The sequence below is a fragment of the uncultured Cardiobacterium sp. genome, from assembly GCF_938028185.1.
Classification (GTDB): Bacteria; Pseudomonadota; Gammaproteobacteria; order Cardiobacteriales; family Cardiobacteriaceae; genus Cardiobacterium.
In genome coordinates, this window is the sequence record NZ_CALJAH010000052.1 from 1 (window position 1) to 1,941 (window position 1,941).

Consider the following 1,941-nt stretch of genomic DNA (forward strand, 5'->3'; position numbering starts at 1 on the left):
TATGTAACAAACACCCCATCCCCATGAAAAAACACCTTCTCGTACTCGCCCTTATCCTCGCCGCCCCGCTTGCCCACGCCTACGAGCGCATCATCTCGGCGAGCGACAACATCTCCGAAATCGTCGCCCTTCTCGGCGACGCCGACAAACTCGTCGCCGTCGACAGCAGCAGCCTCCTGCCCAAAGACGTGATGGAGAAAAAGCCCAAAGTCGGCTACCGCCGCGTCCTCTCTGGCGAAGGCATCCTCTCCTACACCCCCGACCTCGTCATCCTGCCGCCCGATGCCGGCCCCGCCGAAATCATCAAACACCTCGAAGGCGCAGGCGTCCCGCTGTTACGCATCAAGGACGGTCGCAGCGAACAGGGCGTGGCCGACGACATCCGCACCATCGCCAAAGCACTTGGGCGCGAACAAGAAGGCGAGGCGCTCATCGCCCGCCTCACCGCCACCATGGACGAAGCGCGTGCCGCACAACAAACCTACCCGGCGCGGCCGCGCATCCTCGTCCTCTACGATGGCTTGAGCGACCAACTCTCCAGCATGGGGCCAAAAAGCGGCGGCGACAACGCGGTGGACGTCGCAGGCATGAAACTGCTCTCGCCCGAAGCCCTGCTCACCCTGCCCGCCGACGCCATCCTCATCGCCCGCCTTGACCGCCACTTTGACGACAACGCCAGCTACGCCGATCCCGCCGAATACCCCGACCTCGCCCAATCCCAGGCGGGCAAACGCGGCTGCCTCATCCAAATCAACGTCATGGAAAGCCTTGGCTTTGGCCCCAGCTACGCCGACGCCGTGCGCGACATCAGCAAAACCCTCGCCTCATGCCTGAACAAACCCTGAACCGCCCGCACTACCGCCGCACCCTCGCCATAACTGCGCTGGCGCTCGCCGTCCTGCTCATCCTCGGCATCCGCTTCGGCAGCACCCGCCTCGACCTCGCCCTCATCGCACACGGCATCAGCGGCACCCTCACCCCGGAAGAAGCGCCGCACTGGTACGCCTTCCACCAAATGCGCCTGCCACGCGCGCTCGCCACCGCCCTCGTCGGCGGCAACCTCGCCCTCTGCGGCGCGGTGATGCAGGGACTCTTCCGCAACCCGCTGGTTGACCCCGGCATCATCGGCGTCATGAGCGGCGCCGCCTTCAGCGTCACCCTCTACATCGTCATCGACGCCGAAGCCTTCCCCGCCCTGCTGCACTGGCTGGGCGACTACGCTCTGCCCGTCGCCGCCTTCGCCGGCAGCTGGCTGATGACCCTCACCCTCTACCGCTTCGCCAAACGCGGCGGCCAAATCAACATCGCCGCCATGCTCCTCATCGGCATCGCCTTAAGCGGCTTCACCGGCGCCATCACCGGCCTTTTGACCTACATCGCCGACGACAACCAACTGCGCAGCCTCACCTTCTGGGGCATGGGAACACTTAGCAAAATGGACTGGGAAAAACTCGCCATCCTCGCCGCCATCAGCGCCATCAGCCTGCCGTGGATACAGCGCGACGCGCGCGTCCTGAACGCGCTCATGCTCGGCGAAAGCGCCGCCTGGCACCTCGGTTTCAACATCGAACGCGCAAAAAACGCCAAATCCTCCTCGTCGCCCTGCTGGTCGGCAGCTGCGTCGCCTTCACCGGCGGCATCGCCTTCGTCGGCCTCATCGTGCCGCACATCGTGCGCGGCCTCACCGGCAGCAACAACCGCCACGTCCTGCCCGTCTCGCTCCTCTTTGGCGCGGCGCTGCTGCTGCTCGCCGACCTCATCGCGCGCACCATCATCGCCCCGGCAGAACTGCCCATCGGCATCCTCACCGCCGCCCTCGTCTGGCGCCGTCTCGGTAACGGAGGCAACACATGAGCACCCCAAATAGCCCCCTCCCCCGTGGGGGACACTACTGTCCGGAATAAATTCACCATAAAAACCCCTTTTAAAACAATGCAAATT

Annotated in this window: 2 protein-coding genes and 1 pseudogene; all 3 read left to right on the forward strand. The window is 64.6% G+C overall.

Annotation, left to right across the window (positions count from 1 at the left end; all coding sequences use genetic code 11):
• Positions 1 to 23: 23 nt before the first annotated feature.
• The 3 genes and pseudogenes from Q0349_RS01745 (at position 24) to Q0349_RS14020 (ending at position 1,854) form a co-directional block, all read left to right on the forward strand.
• A complete protein-coding gene (locus Q0349_RS01745) occupies positions 24 to 845 on the forward strand; it encodes an ABC transporter substrate-binding protein (RefSeq protein ID WP_298079097.1) in 822 nt (273 codons plus the stop codon).
• Positions 827 to 1,519 (forward strand): annotated as a pseudogene (locus Q0349_RS01750) (iron ABC transporter permease); the annotation flags it as partial. The gene Q0349_RS01745 and the pseudogene Q0349_RS01750, both read left to right, overlap by 19 nt.
• Positions 1,489 to 1,854: an iron chelate uptake ABC transporter family permease subunit gene (locus Q0349_RS14020; RefSeq protein ID WP_366916252.1), complete on the forward strand. Its 366-nt coding sequence runs from the start codon at positions 1,489 to 1,491 to the stop codon at positions 1,852 to 1,854. The pseudogene Q0349_RS01750 and the gene Q0349_RS14020, both read left to right, overlap by 31 nt.
• The last annotated feature ends 87 nt before the right edge of the window (positions 1,855 to 1,941 follow it).

What these genes read in the sequence shown, in the direction of transcription:
- Q0349_RS01745 (WP_298079097.1), top strand. Translation starts at nt 24, where the DNA reads ATGAAAAAACACCTTCTCGTACTCGCCCTTATCCTCGCCGCCCCGCTT.